The following is a 15863-nucleotide window of genomic DNA, read 5'->3' on the forward strand; positions in this document are numbered from 1 at the left end:
AGCGCGGCATCACGTTCGGCATGATCATCCGGTGTTGCCGCGTGCGGCGTCTTTCAACACATTCTGGAGATACGCGCTGCCGCGCGGATGGCAATGGCGGAGTGGCTGCGTTACTTGACGTGAATGGCGATGGAAGAAGCGAAGCGCGTGGCAGGTTTTGATTTCAGGCAGTGGCGTCCGTTCACCGTCCATCTGCTGACCGCCAGCGGCGCTTTCTGGGCGTTCATGGCGATCATCGCGGCGGCGGAGCGGCACTGGGTCGACATGTTCGCCTGGCTAGGCCTCGCCTTGTTCGTCGATGGGATCGATGGTCCGCTCGCGCGGCGCGTCGACATCAAGCGGCGCCTGCCGAACTGGTCGGGCGACATGCTCGACGCCATCATCGACTATTCCACCTACGTGCTGATCCCGGCCTTCGCGCTCTACCAGTCCGGCATGATCGGACGGCCGCTGTCGTTCGTCGCCGCGGCGCTGATCGTCATCACCAGCGCCGTGTACTATGCCGACACGCGCATGAAGACGAAGGACAACTTCTTTCGAGGTTTCCCGGTCACCTGGAACATGGTGGTCTTCACCCTGTTCGCGGCGACGCCGAACGAATGGATGGCGTTTCTCTTCGTGGTCCTCTGCTCGGCCACGACGTTCCTGCCGATCAAATTCCTGCATCCCGTTCGCGTCGCGCGTCTGCGCGCCCTCAATCTGACCGTGCTCGGCCTTTGGTGCGGCTTTGGCATTCTGGCCCTCTTCCACGCGTTCGATTCGCCAGTCTGGGTCCGCGCCGGCATCCTCCTGTCGGCGATCTACCTCTTCTCCATCGGTGCCGTTCTCCAGCTTCTCGATCGTGTGCGCGGTCGATCACCGGAACAGGAGCCCTACGCATGACCCATGCCATGGTGATCGACGCCATCGGGGGGCCGGACGCCATGCAGTGGCGCCCGCACGATCCCGGGGCGCCAAAGGCGGGCGAGCTTCGCGTGCGGCAGAGCGCGGCGGGTCTGAATTTCATTGACGTCTACTTCCGCAATGGGACCTACAAGGCGCCGTCGTTTCCTTTCGTGCCAGGCAAGGAAGGGGCGGGTGTCGTCGTTGCAGTCGGAAGTGGCGTCGAGGGTTTCGCCGAGGGCGATCGCGTCGCCTATAGCGGTGCCAACGGCACCTACGCGGAGGAAGTGAATGTCGGGGCGGCCGTCGCCGTTCGCATTCCGGACGGTATCAGCGACGAGGTGGCCGCAGGAATCATGCTGAAAGGCATGACGGCTGAATATTTGCTGCGCCGGACCTTTCCCGTCGGGCCGGGGCATACGATCCTGATCCATGCGGCCGCGGGCGGCGTCGGGCTGATCGCCGGCCAATGGGCCAAGTATCTCGGCGCGACCGTCATCGGGACCGCGGGTTCCGACGACAAGGTTCGCCTGGCGCTGGAGCACGGCTACGACCATGTCGTGAACTACCGCACCGAGAACTTCGTCGAACGGGTCACCGAGATCACCGGCGGCGCGAAGTGCGACGTGGTCTACGACTCGGTCGGCCGCGACACCTATCCGGCGAGCCTCGACTGCCTGAAGCGTCGCGGGTTGTTCGTGAGCTTCGGGCAATCGTCGGGAACGATCGAGAACTTCGACCTCGCGCTCCTCAACCAGAAGGGGTCGCTCTACGTCACGAGGCCGAGCCTCTTCGGCTACACGGCCAACCGCGCTGAACTTGAGGAGAGCGCCAACGCCCTGTTCGATGTCGTGCGCAGCGGCGCAGTCAAGATCCGCATCGACCAGCGCTATCCCGTTTCCGAGGCCGCGAGGGCGCACGAGGATCTCGAAGGACGCCGGACGACCGGCATTTCCATCCTCACCATCGCCTGACGCTGCGGGGCTTTAAGCCTGACGCCTGCCGATCAGGACGCCGGGAAGAGCGGTTCTGCGTCAGACGCTGCCGGCCAGAAGCCAAACCGCGATCGCCACGTTTCCGACGATGCCGACGACGGCGATGGCTCCGATCAGGAGCCAGAGGGCGGAGCGCCGGGGGCGGGGGTCTTCGATCAATCTGGGCCTCGTCGAGCAGGTGGGCTTCGAGTGGCCCGGTCCGTCAGGCCTCATATAGACACTCGTCGCGAAACGTCTCCTGCGGAATGGTTGACGCTGCCGCGAGGCAAGCGCTAAAGCCGAAGGATCGGCGCCGCGTCTTGCAGCGGGGCGTGGATGGGTGGCCGAGTGGTTTAAGGCAGCGGTCTTGAAAACCGCCGTGCGGGGAACCGTACCGTGAGTTCGAATCTCACCCCATCCGCCAGCCGCCCGTGGCTTGCGACAATGCGCCTCTAAAGCGGTCGCGCCCGGCCTCATTGCCAATCCTTGCCGCGATTTCACTTGTCCGTGAGGAAGTGAGCGCTCTTAGTCGCGACTCTTCGCATGTGGAAGATGTGACGAGTTTGGGGCGGGTCCGCATGCTTCGATGGCTGCTTCTGATCGGTTTGGTGCTTCTTGCGCTCGCAGGCTTCGAGCGCGAACGGCTCGCGCCCTATGCCCCGGCGTTCATGGCGTCCTGGCTCGGGTCCTCAAACTCGGACGGAGATGGCGCTACTGCGGGCGGCGGACGGAAGCAGCGTGGTTCCGGCGCGCCGGTTGCGGTCGAGGTCGCCTCGGCCGAGAGCGGATCGCTGCCGATCCTGCGCGATACGATCGGCACCATCGTGCCGGTCAACTCCACGGTCATGAGTTCGGAGGAAACCGGGACGATCGCTGCGATTGCTGTCGGCGACGGCGCCGTGGTGCGGCAGGGCGATCTTCTGGTGTCGCTCGACGACCGAGCGGCGCGCGCGCAAATCGCCAAGGATCAGGCTGCGATCCAGCGTGACCAAGCAACCCTGGACCAGACGCAGCGCGACCTTCAGCGAGCGGAACTGCTTCTGAAGTCGGGCGCCGTCGATGCGCAGCAGGCGGATACCGCTCGCAGCGCGGCCCAGTCGGCAGCCGCGGTGCTCGAGATCGACAAGGCGACGCTGGCGGCCGATCAGGTGGCTCTCGACAAGCTGCATATCGTGGCTCCCTTCGACGGGCGGCTGGGTGCGTTCCAGGTTTCGCCCGGCGCGCTGGTGACGCCGGGCACCGCGATCGTCACGCTCACGCAGGTGTCGCCCGTCCGAGCCGCGTTCACATTGGCAGAAAGCGATCTGGCGCTCCTGCAGGACAGTCTGTCCCGAGGCACGCTAACGGTGACGTTGCGCCCCGCCGACGGGTCGACCGACGAGGTCTCGGGCAAGGTCGATTTCATCGACAACGCCATCGATCCGGCTTCGGGCTCGATCTCCCTGCGGGCCTCGATCGACAATCCTGACGGCCGGCTCGTTGCCAAACAGGCGTTTTCCGCGACGGTGCAGGCGGGTGAGCGGGACGGCCTCCTCATCGTGCCGACGGTCGCCGTCCAGCCTCGACAGGATGGAAGCGTCGTCTACGTCGTGGGTTCCGACGATACGGTCTCGATCCGTAAGGTCGAGGTGGCGTTTCGGGTCGGAGATCGGACCGGATTGACCTCCGGCCTGTCCCCCGGCGACGTGGTCGTGACCGAGGGGCAGGGGGCGTTGACCGACGGCGCGAAGGTCCAGCCTTCGTCGAAGCCCGACGGCGACGGTCAGGCAGCGCCTGCTCAACCGCCGACGGACGCGACGGCCGCCCGATGAACATTTCCACGACCTTCATCCGCCGGCCGGTCGCGACGCTTCTCCTCTGCCTTGCCGTTCTCGTCGCCGGCATCGCGGCCTATCGCCTGCTGCCTGTCGCGGCGCTGCCGCAGGCCGACTACCCGACGATCAGTGTGTCTGCGCAGCTGGCCGGCGCCTCGCCCGATACGATGGCGAGCGCGGTGGCGGCCCCGCTGATCAAGCAGTTCGAGACGATCGACGGCGTCGATACGATCACCGCGCGGTCTTCGCTCGGCAACACGCAGATCACCATCCAGTTCGTCCTCTCGCGGGATATCGACGCGGCGGCGGCAGACGTCGAAGCTGCTATCGCGCGGACCGCCCGGCAGCTGCCGGACAACATGACGTCGCCGCCGAGCTACCGGAAGGCCAACCCGGCCGACACGCCCATCCTGCTCCTCGACCTCGTGTCGCAGGGCACGCCGCTGACGGCGATCGACGACCTCGCCGAGAACGTCATCTCGCCCGCGCTGTCGACGATCCAGGGCGTCGCGCAGGCGCAGGTCTACGGTGCCAAGACCTTCGCCGTCCGGATCGGCGTCGATCCCGACAAGCTTGCCGCGCGGTCGCTCGGAATGGCTGAAGTATCCAGCGCTCTGGCGGCCGCCAACAGCCAGACGCCGGTCGGCACGATCCAGACCGGCGGACAGGCCCTGACGGTGGACGCACCGACGCAGCGCACGAACGCCGATGAATTCCGCACCCTCGTCATCGCACGGCCCAACGGCTTGCCGGTTCGGCTTGGCGACGTCGCGAAGGTCGAGGACAGCGTCGAAAACCTCAACCAGGGAAGCTGGCTCGACGGCAAGCCCGCGATCGTCCTGGCCGTGCAGCGCCAGCCGGGCGCCAACACGGTCGAGGTGGTCGACGCCATCAAGGCCAAGTTGCCGGAGCTCCAGGCGGCTCTGCCGGCCTCGGTGCAGCTTCAGGTGGTGAACGACGCCTCCACGTCGATCAGCGCCGCGGTGGACGACGTGCAGCAGACGCTGGGATTGACGATCGTCCTCGTCATCCTGGTGATCTACCTGTTCCTCGGCCGCCTGACGGCGACGATGATCCCTGCGCTCACCGTGCCGCTGTCGCTTGTCGCCACCTTCGGGGCGATGTACCTTCTCGGCTATTCCATCGACAACCTGTCGCTGCTGGCGCTTACCTTATCCGTCGGCCTCGTCGTCGACGACGCCATCGTGATGCTCGAAAACATCGTGCGGCACGTCGAGGAGGGCGCGGCCCCGAGGGAGGCGGCGTTGAAGGGCAGCGGCGAGGTGGCCGGGACGATCGTCTCGATGTCGCTGTCGCTGGTCGCGGTCTTCCTGCCCATTCTCCTGATGGGCGGCGTCGTCGGGCGTGTCCTTAACGAGTTCGGCGTCGTGGTGGCGCTCGCGATCCTCGCTTCGGCCGTGGTCTCGCTGACGCTGACGCCCATGCTGGCAGCGCGCCTGCCCGCGAGCCATGCGCCCTCGTCCGGCATCGCGGCGGCCTTCACGCGCGGGTTCGATCGCGCCGCTGTCGTTTACGGTCGGATGGTGGACTGGTGCCTGCATCGCAACGGATTCGTGATGGCGGTCTTCGTCGTGTCGTTCGCCGCCTCGGCTTTGATGATGGCCACGCTGCCCCGGTCGTTCCTTCCGCAGGAGGACAACGGCCTCCTGACGATCTCGACGCAGGCTCGCCAGGACATCTCGTTCGCAGCGATGTCTGCCCTGCAGGCCAAGGCGGCCGCGGCGGTAAAGGCGGATCCGGCGGTCTCGTTCGTCACGTCGACGCTGGGCGGCGGGCCGGGCGGCGCCACGTTCAATTCCGGCTCGATGTTCGTTCAGCTGAAGCCGAAGGACCAGCGTCCGCCGCTGGAGCAGACGCTCGCCTCCCTGCGGCGCGAGCTCGGCGCCGTTCCCGGCCTCAAGAGCTTCGCCACCCCAGTCCAGAGCCTGCGCTTCGGCGGGCGCTCGACGCAGAGCCAGTATCAGCTCGTGGTCCAGTCGCTCGACGCGGCCGCTGCGCGGGACTGGTCGAACCGGATTCTCGAGCGGATGCAGGCGGATCGGTCGCATTTCGTCGATGTCGCGACCGATCTTCAGGACAACGGTCTGCAGGAGCGGATCGCAGTCGACCGCGATCGCGCGGACGCTCTCGGCGTCGACCCCGCCAGCCTGCGTACGGCGCTCGAGGCGGGCTTCGGCACGCTCACCGCAACGCAGATCCAGGCGACGGGCAACAGCTACGACGTCATCCTCGAATACGACCAAAGCGGCGCATGGACGGATAGCCGTCTGTCCGCGATCCGCGTGCCGGCCGCCAATGGAACGCTTGTTCCGTTGACGGCTTTCGCTACGCTTTCGCGCGAAGCGGGGCCCGTCACCGTCAACCAGACGGGGCAGCTGACGGCCGTGACGCTGTCGTTCAACCTGCCGGCGGGTGTTTCGCTGGGGACTGCGACCGGCGTCGTGGAGGACATCAAGGCGCAGGTCGGCCTGCCGTCCAACGTCAGCACCAGCTACGCGGGCACGGCGCAGGTCTTCCAGCAGGCGACCGGCAATCTCGGTCTGCTGATCGGCGCGGCGGTTCTCGTGATCTACATCGTGCTCGGCATTCTCTACGAGAGCTTCATTCATCCGCTGACGATCCTGTCCGGCCTGCCGTCCGCGGCGTTCGGTGCGCTGGCGGCGCTGCAGTGGTTCGGCTTCGACCTGTCGATCATCGCGGTGATCGGGCTTCTGATGCTGATCGGCATCGTGAAGAAGAATGCGATCATGATGGTGGACGTCGCGCTGGAGCTTCAGCGCGAGGAAGCGCAGGGGCCGGAGGTGGCGATCCGCGAGGCGTGCCTGCGGCGCTTCCGGCCCATCATGATGACGACCTTCTGCGCCCTGCTCGGCGCGCTTCCCATCGCGCTGGGCACCGGCGTCTCGTCGGAACTGCGGCAGCCGCTTGGCGTCGCTGTGGTCGGCGGCCTTCTCGTCAGCCAGGCGCTGACCCTCTTCATCACGCCTGTCATCTTCGTCGAGATCGAGCGGGCCCGGCGCTTCGTCGGGAGTCGTCTCGTTCGTCGCCAGACCGCCTAAGCGGGAGCCGCGCCAGTTTGAGGCCAGTCGGCTGCGGCAGGGTGCCCTCCGAAAAGGAGACGCCATGCAGGATCTGGTCGACATCGCTTCCATCACGGAGCGGCTGATGAAGACGCTCGGCGAAATCGAAGCCATGCTGGGCGACGAGCGAACGGACGAGGAGAAGCGGCAGGCCGACTACATCGACCTCCTGAGGCGCAAGGCGACGGGCGAAATCAGCGGAAACGTCACCGCCCACTTCTTCGCGTGACGGCGGTTGGACAGCGCAATCCGTCGCTCGAATTCGCGAGATTTCGCCGCATCCATCCGAGGTTGAGAGTCATCTTGAAGTACGGATCACCCGCCATACGCGCGTTGCTGCGATCGGTGGAGTCATAGGCCGGATCCACTGGGGAAAAGGCGCCGCGGTGCGGATTGTGGCAAGATTTCGGCAAGTCGTCATCTGTAGTCTGGACGAGCTTGATTCGCGCGGACTTGCAATCGCTTCATGTCTTGGTAAGTTTTAGAAGGAATATGGTGGGGTGGCGCGACGGGGTGTGCGCGCCAGAACGAATGTTTGGGGGCAGAATGATAGCTGGAGCCGGACGCAACCGGAAGATCGGGCTCGGGCTCGCTTTCGGACTGTCGCTGGCGCTGGCCGGATGCCAGTCCACCTCGTCCTCGACGCACGAAGAGGAGCTCGCGCCGGAAGGGGATGCGCCGTTCTTCACTTCCAAGCTGTTCGGCGTGAAGGCCAGTCCGCGCGTGACGCGGCTGAAGAAGGTGCCCAAGGGCGGCGGCCGCGACCAGACCGGCAAGCCCTATATGGTGCGCGGGAAGTGGTATTATCCGAAGGAAGAGCCGGGCTACGTGAAGACCGGCACCGCGTCCTGGTACGGCGCGAATTTCCACGGTCGCCTGACGGCGAACGGCGAAGTCTACGACATGTACCACCTGTCGGCCGCTCATCCGACGTTTCCGCTACCGTCCTATGCGCGCGTGACGAACCGGAAGACAGGCAGTTCGGTTGTCGTCCGCGTCAACGATCGCGGTCCCTACATGCACGACCGCGTTCTCGACGTCTCTTCCAAGGCGGCGGAGATGCTCGGCTTTCAGCATGACGGCGTCGCGGACGTGAAGGTTGAATATGTCGGCCGGGCGCCGCTCGAAGGCGACGATACGCCGATGCTGATGGCGTCCTACCGCCCAGGCAACGCGCCGGCGATCAACGACGGGTTGCCGAGCGGTGTGATGATCGCCTCGCGTCAGGAGCGCTCGCCGTTCCTGATGGCGGCCGCGTTCTCGGCGCCGAAGGCCGCAGCTTCTTCGATCCCGTCGACGCCGCGCGCCGTGCCGGCTCGCACGCCATCGATCGAAGACCTCATCCAGACCTACGACGCCGCGCCCTCGGCGCCCGTCCCGGTGCCGATGCCGCGTGGCTCGCTGCTCTCCTATGCCGCCGCGCCGCCATCTGTGGGGGCGCAGGGTGCGCTCGCATCGATGATGAAGGTTCCGGCCGCGCCCGAAACGATCGAGCTCGGTGCTTTGGACGACGTCGCCCTTCTGATGCGCGTCGCAAGCCTCGCCGACGGTCGCGCCGATCTCAACGAAATAATGTCGGACGGCAAGGTCTCGCTGTCGCTGAACATGCGCCCGGGCGAGGATGCCGACACGCTTCTTCGCGAGGTCTGGGATGCCGGCGCTTCGGACGCCTTCGTCCTGCGGACGGACGAGCGCTGAGCTATCCACGGGCAGTTTGCCGGTCACGATATACGCTGGCGCTGCGATGCCCTATCTATCGCCGCAGCGACCCTCCTGCCGGCCATCCCATGCACATGTCCTCGCGTCTTCTGCGAAGCGCCGTTTTCCTTGCCGTGATCGGGTTCGCCGGCGTATCGCACGCCCAGAACCCCGACGCGGCGTTGATGCCGGAAACCGCCGCCAAGGTCGCCGTCGTGATGGACGGAAAGACCGGCGGCATCCTGTTCGACAAGAACGGAAACGCGCCGTTTCCCCCGGCGTCGCTCGCCAAGATCATGACGGCCGAGGTGCTGTTCGAGGCGCTCGCATCCGGGCGCGTCGCGCCCGACGCCGCAATGCCCGTCTCCAACCATGCCTGGCGCACAGGCGGCGCGCCATCGCGAACGGCGACGATGTTCGCGGCCGTCCGGTCGCAGGTGCCGGTGGAGGCGCTGGAGCGGGGCCTCGTGGTTCAGGCGGCGAACGACGCCGCCATCATCATCGCCGAAGGGATGGACGGATCAGAACAGGCCTTCGCCGCGCGGATGAACGAACGCGCCAAGGCGCTTGGCATGGTCGACAGCCGCTTCGTCAATCCGACCGGACTGCCCGAGGGCGGCCAGGAGACGACGGCGCGCGACCTCGCCAATCTGGCCCGCCACGTGCGCCTGACTTACCCCGACCGGTACGCTCTCTATGCGCAGCCGGACTTCGAGTGGAACAAGATTCTCCAGCGCAATCGCAATACGCTCCTCGCTGCCAAGCCGGGCGCCACCGGTATGGCCATAGGGTTCTCCGAAGAAGGCGGTTACTCGATCGTGGGCGTCGTGGAAGGCGGCGACGGCCGGATCACGATCCTGGCGTTGGCCGGGCTCGACAAGGAGCAGACGAGGCTTCGCGAGACGATCGCCCTGGCGGATTGGGCAGCGTCGGCCTTCGACGAGCGAACGATCTTCTCGGCCGGAAGTCCGATCGCGATGGCGCCGGTCTTCGGCGGCCTGACCCCATCGGTACCGTTGGTGCTCGACACCGATCTGGTGGCGCAGATCCCCAAGCGGCACGCCGACAGGGTCACGGCGGAGGTGCATTACGATGCGCCCCTGAGGGCGCCGATCCGGCGGGGCGACCGGATCGGAACGGTGGAACTGCGGATCGAGGATCGGTTCTCGCTGGAGCGTGACTTGCTGGCAGGAGACGACGTGGCCGAGGGGACGTTCGCCGGTCGTGCGGCAGACGCCATCCAGGAACTCGCTTTCGGCTGGATACGGAGCCTTTGACGATGGATGCGACGATGTCCGACGCGCCCCGGCGCGGTCGCTTCATCACCTTCGAGGGACCGGACGGAAGCGGCAAGTCGACCCAGATCCGGCGTCTTGCGGCGCGGCTCGAGGCTCTCGGCGTGCCCGTCGTCGCGACGCGAGAGCCGGGCGGTTCGCCCGGCGCCGACGCGATCCGCCACATCGTCCTGTCCGGAGCGGCGGAGGAGATGGGGGTCGAAACCGAGGCGCTGCTTTTTGCGGCGGCCCGATACGATCACGTTCGCTCTGTGATCGCGCCTGCGCTGCGCGACGGCGCCTTCGTGCTGTGCGACCGCTTTCTCGACTCCACGCGAGCCTACCAGGGATCGGTCCCCGGTCTCGACCAGGCCTTCCTGGCCGAGGTGGAGGCTGCGACGACGGCGGGGATCCGACCCGACTTGACGCTGATCCTCGATGTGCCGAGTGATGTCAGCCTGAAACGCCTGTCGGAGCGTCGTTCCGCCGATGCGGCCGACCGGTTCGAGAAGGACGGAGACGAGATTTTCAGAGCGCGCCGACAGGCGTTCCTCGACATTGCGGCCCGCGAACCCGACCGCTGCGTCGTCATCGACGCCAGCGGCTCGATCGAGGAGATCGGCAGGCAAATCGAGGACCTCGTTCTCGATCGTTTCGGCGAAGAGATCTCTCGCCTTCCGATCCGAAGGCACGGAAGCGCGCTTTGAGCTTCCCGGACACCAGGCCTTCGCACGACGACATCGACGGAATACCACCTCCGGCTGCGACCCCGTTTCTGTTCGGCCACACGCGCGCGTGGCAGGAACTCGTCGAAGCATCCCGAAGCGATCGCATGCATCACGCGTGGCTCCTGCAGGGACCACGTGGGATAGGAAAGGCGACTCTCGCTTTCGCCTTCGCCCGGCACCTCGTCGGGGCCCGTTGGACAAGGCAGGTCGAGCGGAGCGCGTCGTTCGACGTCGAAGACCCGGTCCTTCGCCAGATCGCCTCCGGCGCGCATCCGAACGTCATCCACATTCAAAGGGGCGAGGCCGACCGCGGCGGCGGCTTCAAGACACAGATCACCGTGGATGAAATCCGCCGCCTGCAGGGTTTCTTTCGTGCGACGGCGACCCCCGGCTGGCGGGTCGCCATCCTCGATCCGGCGGACGATCTCAACCGGAACGCGGCCAACGCGCTTCTGAAGATTCTCGAGGAGCCGCCGGCGCGCTCCGTCTTCCTGATCACGAACCATGCACCGGGTCGTCTTTTGCCGACCATCCGGTCTCGCTGCAGGACATTGCGGATTGCCAGCCTCACGAGCGCTGCGCTCCCAGCCGCCACGCGGCAACTCATGCCCGAGGCCGGTGGCGAGGACGCAAATGCTGTCGCCGCGCTGGCGAGGGGAAGCGTCCGCCAGGCGCTCGTTCTCCTGCAAGGCGGCGGTGTCGATGTCCTCCGAGAGGCCGATCGCATTCTCGACGCTCGCCAGGCGGATTGGCAGGCCGTGCATGGCCTGCTTGACGGGCTTCAGCAGAAAGGTCGCGAAGCGGCGTTCGAGCTTTTTCGCGACCGGCTGTTCGACCGGCTCGCCGAGGAAGCGACCGCTGCGGTGGAGCAGGGCAGGGCGCGAGACGGGGCCCTCCTCGCGGCATTCAGCGTTGCGGAACAGGCGCGTTCTCGCGAGGCGGCCGCCTACAACCTCGATCGCAAGCAAACCATCCTCAGCTTCCTCGATCGCTATCTCGCCCTGCGGGCTGGAGCGACCATCTAAGACGACGCTCCCAGCTTCGTTGAGCCGAGCGAGCCGATGGGCTATCTCCCATCCCGACACGATCCGGGCAGAAGCAGCACGATGGCCGACCGATTCTACACGACGACCGCGATCTCCTATCCGAACGGCAGCCCGCATATCGGCCATGCCTACGAACTGATTGCGACTGACGTGATCGCGCGCTTCAAGCGGCTCGACGGCTTCGACGTCCTGTTCCTGACCGGAACTGACGAACACGGCATCAAGATGCTGCAGACGGCGAGGAATCTGGGCTTGTCGCCGCTCGAACTGGCCGACCAGAATTCGGCGAAGTTCCGCGAGATGGGGGAGCTTCTCGGCAGCTCGAACGACGACTTCATCCGGACGACGGAGGAGCGCCATTGCAAGGCGAGCCAGGAGATCTGGCGTCGGATGCTGGAGGCCGGAGACATCTACAAGGGCTCCTACGCCGGCTGGTATTCCGTCCGGGACGAAGCCTACTACGCGGAAGACGAGACGCGCCTTACCGACGACGGCAAGCGCCTGGGTCCGCAGGGAACACCTGTCGAATGGGTCGAGGAGGAAAGCTACTTCTTCCGCCTCTCACAGTTCGCCGAACGCCTGCTCGCCCACTACGAGGCGCATCCCGACTTCATCGGTCCTGCCGAGCGACGCAACGAGATCGTCTCGTTCGTCCGTTCCGGCCTCAAGGACCTCTCGATTTCGCGCACGACTTTCGACTGGGGCATCCCGGTGCCGGGCGACGAGCGACACGTCATGTACGTCTGGGTCGACGCATTAACCAACTATCTGACCGCGACGGGGTTTCCCGATGGCGGGGAGCGCGCCGATTTCTGGCCGGCGGACCTGCACGTCATCGGCAAGGATATCGCCCGCTTCCACACGGTCTACTGGCCGGCTTTTCTGATGTCGGCCGGCCTCCCGATCCCCGAGCGCGTCTTCGTCCACGGCTTTCTCTTCAACCGCGGGGAGAAGATGTCGAAGTCCGTGGGCAACGTCATCGACCCGACCGCGCTGGTCTCGGCCTACGGCCTCGATCCCGTTCGCTACTTTCTGCTGCGCGAGGTTCCGTTCGGCCAGGACGGCAACTATTCGCACGAAGCGATCGTCGCGCGGATGAACTCGGAACTCGCCAACGACCTCGGCAATCTCGCCCAGCGTTCGTTGTCGATGATCGGCAAGAACTGCGACGGCGTGTTGCCGACGCCGGGCGAATTTACGGCGGCGGACGAGGCGATCTTGGCCGCGAGCGGCCAGCTTCTCCAGCGCTGCCGGGCCGCCGTCGACAGGCAGGAGTTGCACGTCCTCCTGTCGTCGATCGTTTCGGTGGTATCCGAAACCAACCGCTACTTTGCTGGCGAGGAACCTTGGGTTCTTCGCAAGACAGACCCGGCGCGGATGGGGACGGTGCTCTACGTCACAGCTGAAGTGTTGAGACGGGTGGCGATTCTGCTGCAGCCGGTCATGCCGGGGTCCATCGCGAAGCTTCTCGATCTGCTTGGCGTGCCGGTTCATGAGCGAGGGTTCGATCGCTTGAGTCAGGGACTGATGCTGGAAGCCGGACAATCCTTGCCTCCGCCGTCGGGCGTCTTTCCTCGCTACGTGGAACCGGTGGCTGAAGAAAGCTGATGACGAACTTTCTCCTCGTTGACAGCCACTGCCACCTCGACTTCGCGGATTTCGACGCCGATCGTGAGGATCTCATCGACCGTGCCAACGCCGCCGGGATCGGGCTGATGGTGAGCATTTGCACGCAGGTCTCGAAGCGCGATCGAATTCTGGAAATCGCCGAGCGGTTTCCTTGCGTCTATGCGTCCATCGGAACCCATCCGCTCAATGCCGCGGATGAGGACGAGGTGCCGACGGAAGAACTCGTCCGGCTGTCCAGCCACCCGAAAGTCGTGGCGATCGGCGAGGCCGGTCTCGATTATCACTATGATCGCGCACCGCATGACCTGCAGGAGCGCGTGTTCCGGCGGCACATCGAGGCGGCTCGGTTCACCGGATTGCCTTTGGTCATCCACGCTCGAGACGCGGACGAAGCTGTTGAGCGCATCCTATGTGACGAAGCCGGGAAGGGGGCATTCCCCTTCGTACTGCACTGTTTCACCGCAGGGCGCAGGCTCGCCGAGGTCGGGATCGAGCTCGGGGGCTATGTTTCGTTCTCCGGCATCGTGGCCTTCAAGAACTCAAGCGAGCTTCGGGCGATCGCGGCTTCGGTCCCGCGTGATCGGATCCTCGTCGAAACGGATGCGCCTTATCTTGCGCCGCCGCCCAACCGAGGCAAGCGGAACGAGCCAGCGTTCGTGCGAGATACGGCCGAGGCGCTCGCAGTGGCGCTTGGCAGGGAGTTCGAGCCGTTTGCGCGCGAGACGACCGACAACTTCTTCCGGCTGTTCCGCAAAGTGCCCGATCCTCGCACGAGCGACCACGCGTGACACGACAGCTCCGCCTGACCATTCTCGGATGCGGCTCGTCGCCGGGTACCCCGCGAATCACGGGCGACTGGGGTCAGTGCGATCCCGCAAATCCTCGAAATCGTCGCAGTCGCTGTTCGGCCATGGTGGAACTCGTCAGCGGCGATGACGTTACGCGCGCCGTGATCGATTGCGGACCAGACTTCAGGGAGCAGATGCTGGCTGCATCGGTGACGCGGATCGATGGCTTGCTGATCACCCATCCGCATGCCGACCATATCCATGGGCTCGACGACGTCCGCGGTTTCGTGATCGACCATCACAAGCTGGTCGACCTCTACGCCGATGCCGGTACCTATGCGCGGTTGTTTGAGGCCTTCGGCTACTGCTTCCGCACACCGCCGGGCAGTTCCTATGGGCCGATTGTCCGCCATCGGCCGATCAAGGCTGGAGAGGCCTTTGTGGTCGACGGCCCAGCAGGCGCACTGACGATTCAGCCGTATGCGCAGATTCACGGCAGCATTCATTCCCTCGGGTTCCGTATCGGACCACTGGCTTATTCGAGCGACGTCTCAGGCTTCCCGCCTGCCGCTGTCGAGGCGATCAAGGGGGCTGAGCTCTTGGTCGTGGATGCTCTTCAGTACAAGCCGCACCCGAGCCACTTTTCGCTGCCCGAAGCTCTCGAATGGATCGAGCGGCTTGGCGTGCCTCGCGCCATCCTAACGCACATGCACACGCCGCTCGACTACGAAACCGTTCGTCGATCTGTGCCCGGATCGATCGAACCCGCCTATGATGGAATGCAGGTCCACTTTGACATCTGATCCAGGCGGTCGCTGAGATAGCGCTGCGATTTCCGGCGGGGGTCTCTGCTATTTCCATCGAGCACCTCAAGCTCGTCGTCACTCCCGATCCTCCACACCCAACGACCGATATAAGTTAGTTCCATAATCCATATTATGTCATTTTAGGATGCGTAGCCCGGCTGGGTGGTTGTGAGAACCTGGCTTGATATCCCGCCCCTCTTGAGTCGTCTCCGAGCCCGTCGAGAAAGGGTCGAGTGGCGGGCGTCGGGCCAAGTCCGCGAAGGTGTTGGAAACCTTCGTTGAAGCCAAGCAAGGGATGGTAATAACCCGTGCTGACCATAACGCGGCCGCGACTGGCCAACCTCGGGGGTGGTCGATGCGCGAGATCGTCAACGCAGTGCTGTTCATTCTACGTTTCGATTGCTTGTGGTGGATGCTGCCGGACCACCCTCCTGACCGCGCGGCACGGTCTGGGACAGGTCCGACGGTTCCTTGACAAGCGCCTGTTCAAAGGCTGCACCATCGGCCAGTTCTGGCGATTGTGGAGCGATGCCGCCGTCAAACCTCGATCGGCGCGGCAATCATGGACAGTCAGATCGCACGGACTTGCGAGAGCGCGGGCGACGCGCTTTTGACAGCGCCAGCGGATCGTCGGTTCCTAAGCGTCATGCCGCTTGTCGATACCGACGCCCGTTGCTTGCGGCACGTCGGTGCAGCGTCGGTTCAGAATCGTTACGGCGGGGTCCGGCTTGCCCGCGCATCGCGTCCCCGCCTACTCTTTTCCGAGCGCATCTTTGCCGATCGAGGCTACTGAGGCGAAACGGCCTGCCGGATCAACCTGGCGCCGGTCGAGATCATGGACCACGGTCTGGCCAGATTAGCTTCGCCGCGCAGCAGAGGCGCCGGGTAGTCCATGGAAGTTTTTCCTGGCTCAGCCGCAACCGCCGGCTCTGGATGGATGCCGAGACGATGGTCGCTACCCGGCACACCGCATCAGCAGACTGAGTTCCCGGACGGAATTACAGTTCATTGTTTTGAACAGCCCGGACGCGGGCTTGGTGACGCGGAGCGTCCGGGATCTTTCGAGCCAGGCGGAGATGCTGGACCTGATGGGACTGGGGCCGGAGGCGGTTCTGGTGATCCA

The 15863-nt window shown here is 65.2% G+C and carries 12 protein-coding genes, 1 tRNA gene and 1 pseudogene; all 14 read left to right on the forward strand.

Features of this window, described 5'->3' with window-relative positions:
- The first annotated feature begins 123 nt into the window (after positions 1-123).
- A complete protein-coding gene (gene pcsA / locus ASF65_RS04480; RefSeq protein WP_156369163.1) occupies positions 124-882 on the forward strand; it encodes a phosphatidylcholine synthase in 759 nt (252 codons plus the stop codon).
- 8 nt (positions 883-890) lie between these two features.
- Entirely contained in the window at positions 891-1856 is a 966-nt protein-coding gene (locus ASF65_RS04485; RefSeq protein ID WP_244486559.1) for a quinone oxidoreductase, read from the forward strand.
- A 334-nt stretch (positions 1857-2190) separates the two neighbouring features.
- Positions 2191-2280: transfer RNA gene (locus ASF65_RS04490), tRNA-Ser, on the forward strand.
- Between the two features lie 154 nt (positions 2281-2434).
- The gene (locus ASF65_RS04495; RefSeq protein WP_055885743.1) at positions 2435-3667 is read left to right on the forward strand and encodes an efflux RND transporter periplasmic adaptor subunit; all 1233 of its coding nucleotides are present in this window, start codon (positions 2435-2437) and stop codon (positions 3665-3667) included.
- Positions 3664-6750, forward strand: coding sequence for an efflux RND transporter permease subunit (locus ASF65_RS04500; RefSeq protein WP_055885746.1), 3087 nt, complete (start codon positions 3664-3666; stop codon positions 6748-6750). Before ASF65_RS04495 ends, ASF65_RS04500 begins: the two co-directional genes overlap by 4 nt.
- Before the next feature lie 64 nt (positions 6751-6814).
- On the forward strand, positions 6815-7000 hold the full coding sequence (locus tag ASF65_RS04505; RefSeq protein ID WP_055885747.1) for a hypothetical protein: 186 nt from the start codon (positions 6815-6817) through the stop codon (positions 6998-7000).
- A 317-nt stretch (positions 7001-7317) separates the two neighbouring features.
- Positions 7318-8469: a septal ring lytic transglycosylase RlpA family protein gene (locus tag ASF65_RS21620; RefSeq protein WP_055885750.1), complete on the forward strand. Its 1152-nt coding sequence runs from the start codon at positions 7318-7320 to the stop codon at positions 8467-8469.
- A gap of 95 nt (positions 8470-8564) precedes the next feature.
- Positions 8565-9746: a D-alanyl-D-alanine carboxypeptidase family protein gene (locus ASF65_RS04515; protein ID WP_244486557.1), complete on the forward strand. Its 1182-nt coding sequence runs from the start codon at positions 8565-8567 to the stop codon at positions 9744-9746.
- A 14-nt stretch (positions 9747-9760) separates the two neighbouring features.
- On the forward strand, positions 9761-10450 hold the full coding sequence (gene tmk, locus ASF65_RS04520; protein WP_055885821.1) for a dTMP kinase: 690 nt from the start codon (positions 9761-9763) through the stop codon (positions 10448-10450).
- A complete protein-coding gene (locus ASF65_RS04525) occupies positions 10447-11496 on the forward strand; it encodes a DNA polymerase III subunit delta' (protein ID WP_055885754.1) in 1050 nt (349 codons plus the stop codon). The genes tmk and ASF65_RS04525 overlap by 4 nt, the downstream gene beginning before the upstream one ends.
- An 81-nt stretch (positions 11497-11577) precedes the next feature.
- The gene (metG, locus tag ASF65_RS04530; protein WP_055885757.1) at positions 11578-13125 is read left to right on the forward strand and encodes a methionine--tRNA ligase; all 1548 of its coding nucleotides are present in this window, start codon (positions 11578-11580) and stop codon (positions 13123-13125) included.
- Positions 13125-13934 (forward strand): TatD family hydrolase, encoded by an 810-nt coding sequence (locus tag ASF65_RS04535; RefSeq protein ID WP_055885760.1) that lies wholly within the window; start codon positions 13125-13127, stop codon positions 13932-13934. The genes metG and ASF65_RS04535 overlap by 1 nt, the downstream gene beginning before the upstream one ends.
- Positions 13931-14737: an MBL fold metallo-hydrolase gene (locus tag ASF65_RS04540; protein ID WP_055885762.1), complete on the forward strand. Its 807-nt coding sequence runs from the start codon at positions 13931-13933 to the stop codon at positions 14735-14737. The genes ASF65_RS04535 and ASF65_RS04540 overlap by 4 nt, the downstream gene beginning before the upstream one ends.
- Positions 14738-15753: 1016 nt before the next feature.
- Positions 15754-15863 (forward strand): annotated as a pseudogene (locus ASF65_RS21220) (UV DNA damage repair endonuclease UvsE); the annotation flags it as partial.

Origin of the sequence: Aureimonas sp. Leaf324, from assembly GCF_001423245.1 — a bacterium.
Lineage (GTDB): Bacteria > Pseudomonadota > Alphaproteobacteria > Rhizobiales > Rhizobiaceae > Aureimonas.